The organism is Vibrio penaeicida (genome assembly GCF_002933855.1).
In the GTDB taxonomy this organism is placed as follows: Bacteria; Pseudomonadota; Gammaproteobacteria; order Enterobacterales; family Vibrionaceae; genus Vibrio; species Vibrio penaeicida_A.
The window spans coordinates 82,445-88,444 of sequence record NZ_BFAQ01000025.1 but is presented as its reverse complement, the minus strand read 5'-3'; the positions used below and the strand labels follow the sequence as shown (position 1 = coordinate 88,444).

Genomic DNA, 6,000 nt, shown 5'->3' with positions numbered 1-6,000 from the left:
TTATAATGTTCCGTTATTAATGTTTATTTTGTGATTTTTATTCGAGTTATTTTTTGTTGAAAAAATACTGTCTCAATAAAGAGAATGGTTTATTTTTTAAATATTTAAAAGAATAATAATTCAACAGGGATGAAGGTTTTTAATGAACATAGCGGTATTTTTGATAGCAAATTATCGATTTTCGTTAATTTGTTGAATATTTATTTAAGGAAAAAAGACCCTTTAGGTTAAATATTATTCCGTGTTCAGTACTGTTATTATTTGGAGTGTGATACTGTATTTTCTTGCATCCGAGAATATTATTTTTGATCGTGATTCAGAATATTAGAGAGCGCTATAAATACGCATTTCATGTCGATATGAGATGCCAAACTGTTAAAGCCATTATTCTCTCAAATAGAATGCTATATTGCGGGGGCGCGGTACACGTTGTCGAGGTCGGGTAGCAGTTGAAAGCAGTTGGTGGCTGAGTATTTGAAATGCGAGATACAGTATTGCGATAGGCTGTTCTCGTGTATTCGGCGGTGTAGCTTTGAGGAGCATCGCTAGAATGTTAGAAAATCCTCCTCTTCTAACGTCTATTAACGGCTTATATCTTCACCATTTTCATGAATTTTTCTGATTAACTTGGCAGGTGTTCCACCATACAGTGAATCTGGCGGTACATCGCTATTCACGACTGAGTTGGCTGCGATTACAGATCGCGCACCTATTGTCACACCTTGGTTGATCACAACATTACCGCCAATCCACACGTCGTCCTCTATGTTTATAGGAGCACAGGAGGTTTCCCAGTTACGACGCGCAAGGTAATTCAGGTCATGGCTAGCACAGTAAAGCTGCGTATTCGGACCAATCAATACATTATTACCAATCGTAATTTTAGCCCCATCCAGCATAGTCACATTCATATTAATGAAGGTCTTTTCGCCAATCGAGATTGTTTTACCGAATTCACAATAGAAAGGAGAGCGGATTAAACTCGAATCAGGGATACCGCCCATCAGTTGTTGAAACAACTCACTGCGCTGAACACCATCCGTATTCTGGTTAATGGCTTGCACCAAGTCAGACGCATTCTGGCGGATACGTTCGATACTGTCTGAGCCACCGTCAAAGTCTTTACCTGCGAGCATCTTTTCAAATTCAGTCATCTTGCCCTCTACTTGTTACCTATCGGTTTACAAGGTAATAGTGTATCACTAGCAATGCTATCTATTCATCGGGTTGTTTGAGGCAGTTAACTTCGCGCAGTTCCTCGGCAAGAGGCAACTTTCACGCGTCTGAATTCCATTTTTAAACTATCCACATATTTCTAAATATTCGACCGATAGTTTATTCAATTATTACGATAAATATTTTTAACATTTTAATATCAAAATATATCGATGTGTTATTTTTTAATTTAAGTTTTATTAAGGATTATTTAGTTTCAATTTATTATCAATAAATATTGAGTGAGATACCTTATGAAAATACTTTATTTTATGAGTGTGAGCACATAATGAATAACGAATGAGATATAGAATGCAAAAAGCCATGTAAGATTGTGGTTCGTGTTTTAAATAATAAAAATTAATTATAACAGTATGTTAAGTGGTGTTGGTGTGCTGCTTGATATTACTTTTCTTATCTAAAATTTGCCCCCTAGTTATAAGCAATGAACGGGTAATAATACACTGGGATCGAAAGGTTTTATTTGACTTTATGGACAATTAAATATGAAGACAAGATTTTACGAAATAGATTTGCTCAGGTTTTTGTCAGCCATTTTTGTTGTGATTTTTCACTATACCTATTCTGCGCATATGGCGGGTCATGCCCCTGTTATTGATCTAGAAAATACTCGAATTTGGAGCCGTTACGCCTATATGGGCATCAATTTCTTTTTTGTGATTAGTGGCTTTGTTATTTTTATGAGCGTAGAAGGGGGCAGTGCTCGAAAGTTTGTGGCATCCCGTTTTTCTCGCCTTTTTCCTGCTTACTGGGTCGCATTAGTTCTGACCAGTATTGTTACTGTGTATTTTGGTGCTCCCAAATTCACGGTCGACGGTGCACAGTTCCTAGCGAACTTAACCATGGTGAATCACTGGTTCGGGCATATGCCTGTCGATGGGGCATATTGGACTCTGTTTCTTGAAGTGAAATTTTACTTACTCGTCTTTGGTATGCTGCTTTTTAGAATGATGAAGTATTTCCTGCATGTGATTGCCTTAGTGCTCATTGTATCAACCGCCACACTATTCCACCCTTGGGCTAAAGAAATGAACATGTGGGTGTCTATTTTTCCGCACTGGAGCGGGTATTTTGCCGCCGGAGGGGTGTTCTACTATATTCGCCGTGATGGCGCGTCCACCTTTAAATTGCTACTTCTGGCACTGTCGCTTGTTTACATGGTTAAGCAATCGACATTGTTTGGTGAGTTAATGTCTGGCTGGTTCTCTATCACATTCAACACCACGGTCATTGCCATTCTTAACATCGCCTTCTTTATGTTGTTCTGTGTTACCGCCTTCTGTAAAGAAAACATGCTCAGACAAAAGTGGCTGTACTACCTAGGCGTGCTGACTTACCCGATTTACCTAGTACACCAAAACATCGGCTACATCATCTTCAATCATTTTGGGGATTCCGTTGATCCTGTTGTTTTAGTCACTTCGACCATTGCGCTCATGTTGGTGGCAGCTTATATCATTCATACACAAGTAGAGCGCAGACTGGCTCCGGTATTTAAAACGGCAATGCTAAGGCTTTTGCGTATACCTGATGAAGGGAAAAGCCGGAAAGCGGTTGAGACAGTGTAGGAAGTTTTTAACCTTCTACTGATTATCAGTATGGTTTTGTTTGTAAATTAACACTTAATAGTAACCCACCTAATTAGTGGTCTATTGTCTGCGATTTTTGTCGTTATGGCTAAATAGGTTAATAAGATACTGTATATGTGTTGATCAAAGATGAGATAGTAGAGTTTTGGGGTGATTAGTACGTTTTATCTACAGCTCGCTTTTGCCCTATTATCATGTAGAGCAAAAGCCCATGTTAATATAGATTATTAATGGTTAATTATCTTTTTAATTTTATTTACGTACACCCATGATGTAGTCTAAGGTCAAAAGTTTTGATTGTTAGAAGCTACTTTCTATTTTCTAAAATTGCTTTCAGTACAGATTCTAGAGCGTCTTTAGCTTGTGTAATAAACTTCATTTGTCTTGCATGATGTATAATTCGAGGATCCAAATCACCGTTACTTGCTTGCTCAAGGATTCTACGAGTTGCATGTTCAAATGCGACTTTAAACTTCTCTGAATACTTAGAATACTTTTTATCGAAGATATCCTGATATAACAGTGCTTGTCTAAACTTTCGCCCATCATTAGGTAATGAGGATAGCAATTTATGAGCATCATCGAAGTATTTATAAGATTGAAGAGAATCATTCACGTTTAATGCTTGGTTCAGGTATAGCCTTGCTTGCTGAGTATCTATATTGTCTGTGTAATAATTCTTGTTCTTGTTACGAGCTTGTTCGTAAGCTGTTGTAAGATAATCCTGCGCTTTCTTGTAGTCATTATATGCTAATCGGCACATTGCGTATTGTACCCAGTAATGCGGACTTTTCATTAACCAGCTACAGTCTATTTTTATACGCTCATAATATCGATTAAGAACGCTTTTCTTCTGAGGTAAGATCATTTCGACGAACCTAAATCTCAAGATTGAGGTCATTATCTTGTCAAATCCGTTCCCTTGATTTTTCTTCGAATCAAGCCTTTTTGCCACTGCTAGTAATTCATCCATGATATATGTTTCACCGAATGTATTGTTTAGTAAAGACAAGGCTAACAAGCTAGATTTAGAGCGTACAACGTTGTTTTCAATCCTAAATAACGTCTTAAATTCCTCAGACCTCCTAAGCCCAGTGTTATAAATCTCATTATTATCGATAAGTTCAGATATAAGGCTTGCAGTAGGAGTCGCATTAACTACTTCACATAAACAAATAGCAAAAACTGTCTTTTTATATGCTTCTACTTGATACAAAGCATCGGTTTGTTTTTTGATTTTTTGTTTGATATTTGGGCTATCTAACAATCCAAGCAATAGCGAGGATAGTTGAGAGTTGTATTTGGACTTAACTGTCTGAATTTTCTTTTCATTACTAAGAGAAGAAAACGAATTCCAAGCACCTAGATTATCGACCACTTCTATTAGTCTTTCTATCTCATCGCTAGTAAGAATATCAATATTAATTTCGAGGAATTCAACATTTATACCTTGAACTTCACTTAGATAAGACACATTACGCTCACTCAAAACCAACTGGATATTCTGAGGGTCTGCTTGCTTTACATATTCTAAAAGAGGTAAGTAATTAGAAAAATCATCTACGATTAAGATACATTTCTCGTTTGTTGACTCAATATATTCTATATCTTGGATATAGTCACTATCGTTATCTTCTATGTAATAAACAATATGCCCGTTAATAGTTAATTCAAATGCCAAAGATTCCAAAAAGATAGACTTGCCATTACCAAGATCACCTTGGATTATAAGATTATGACCTAAGTTTATATGTGAGATGCAATCTGTGATATGGGTTCTTTTGGCAGCGAAAGGAACATTGTTGTTTTCGATTAGCGAGCTCTGGAGAAGCTCCTTATTGTAAGATCCAAATAGCAGGAATTTTTCACTATCTGAGTCACGAATGTCTACCGTGTCGTTAAAAATCTCATACTTGATCAGCGATTTAGGATTAAATTCTTCTGTCCTTTCAATGAGTTCTAGGTTTTCTACAAGTTTGCCAAAGTTTTTTACACCTATAGGTAGAATATGACCAAATCGCTTAATCATAAACGTATCTTGGAAGGTCGCTCCATCCCTCACTACGAAGTAAGTTTTCTCTGCAAACTCTGGATTTTCAAACAGTATCTTCTTTACATCGATGTCATACATTGAATAACCTAAAAATACGATAGCGCTCGACCTCTCGAGGTCTCTCTTAAAGTGAAAATACCATTTAGAGTTAACGAAGCTATCAGCAGAGAGGTAAGATGCATCTGACAACTTAATTTTAGACTGAAGATCTTCAGAAATACTGCCTTCTACTTTCCCGTTGAGGTGGAGGCAAACATTAGACTTTTTTATGTAATCTGCTGGATTTGAGGAAATATTTATTGACTCGATACGCTTCGAAACATTTAAGCTTGCCAACTCAATCGAATTATCGTAGTTAGTTGTATAAAAACGTTTCCAAGGCAGTTTACAAATGTTTTCATGGAATGACGAAACACTTCGAAGGGTGTAATTATCCTTTAATAGCTCCAAAATAGTATCATGATCATTAAACTCAAGTGCGACTTCAGACGCAAACATCAGTTCTTCGGATATTTCATCTAGTTTAGCCAAATTACTTAGCTCTCTCGCAAGTTTTTTCGCAAGAGGAGGTGTTTCACCCAGAACATTGGTAGTGTCTGTCGAAAACCCAGCTCCAGTAAAAACAATTGCATTACCTGAAGCAATTCTTCTCTTCAATAAATGTAAATCGATTGGGGCATAGCTCAACTTAGTTCTGTCCAAATTATCTAACATGTTCGACTATTCCAAAGGAAGTTTAAAAGAGACGATATATTATAATTAAAGTAATCTTATTAATACAACATGTTGCATATTTTGCATGATTTTATGATTTGAATCATGATTTTAGGTTGCGAGCTAAATTCAGGGTTTAGTATCAGCCCGTACATGGGGCAGTAACTCTGCATTCGTCTTTGTCTCAAGTTTGTCAGCAGTTTTTAATGGATTTACGCTAGCGAAATTTCTTAGGTACTTATAAGCTTTCTATAAGGGCGTAACTATTTTTATACTAAACTCACTCCACCCTTAGATTGTTATTATATTTTAAAAGTAAAATTTAGAATTTTATTTAATCTACAGATTTCACGTTAATAAAAGTAAAGCAGTTCATAGTTATTTTAATATTTCTTAAATATATTCTCT

Annotated in this window: 3 protein-coding genes; 1 reads left to right on the top strand and 2 read right to left on the bottom strand. The window is 36.3% G+C overall.

Annotated elements, in window-relative coordinates; translation table 11 throughout:
* Positions 1–581: 581 nt before the first annotated feature.
* Positions 582–1,154: a sugar O-acetyltransferase gene (locus VPNCDNU1_RS15190; protein ID WP_104401103.1), complete on the bottom strand. Its 573-nt coding sequence runs from the start codon at positions 1,152–1,154 to the stop codon at positions 582–584.
* Between the two features lie 567 nt (positions 1,155–1,721).
* On the opposite strand from VPNCDNU1_RS15190, the gene VPNCDNU1_RS15185 reads away from it, so the two are divergent.
* Positions 1,722–2,804: an acyltransferase family protein gene (locus VPNCDNU1_RS15185; RefSeq protein WP_104401102.1), complete on the top strand. Its 1,083-nt coding sequence runs from the start codon at positions 1,722–1,724 to the stop codon at positions 2,802–2,804.
* Between the two features lie 328 nt (positions 2,805–3,132).
* Here VPNCDNU1_RS15185 and VPNCDNU1_RS15180 read toward each other — a convergent pair whose 3' ends face one another.
* Entirely contained in the window at positions 3,133–5,592 is a 2,460-nt protein-coding gene (locus VPNCDNU1_RS15180; protein WP_104401101.1) for an SIR2 family protein, read from the bottom strand.
* Positions 5,593–6,000: the final 408 nt, after the last annotated feature.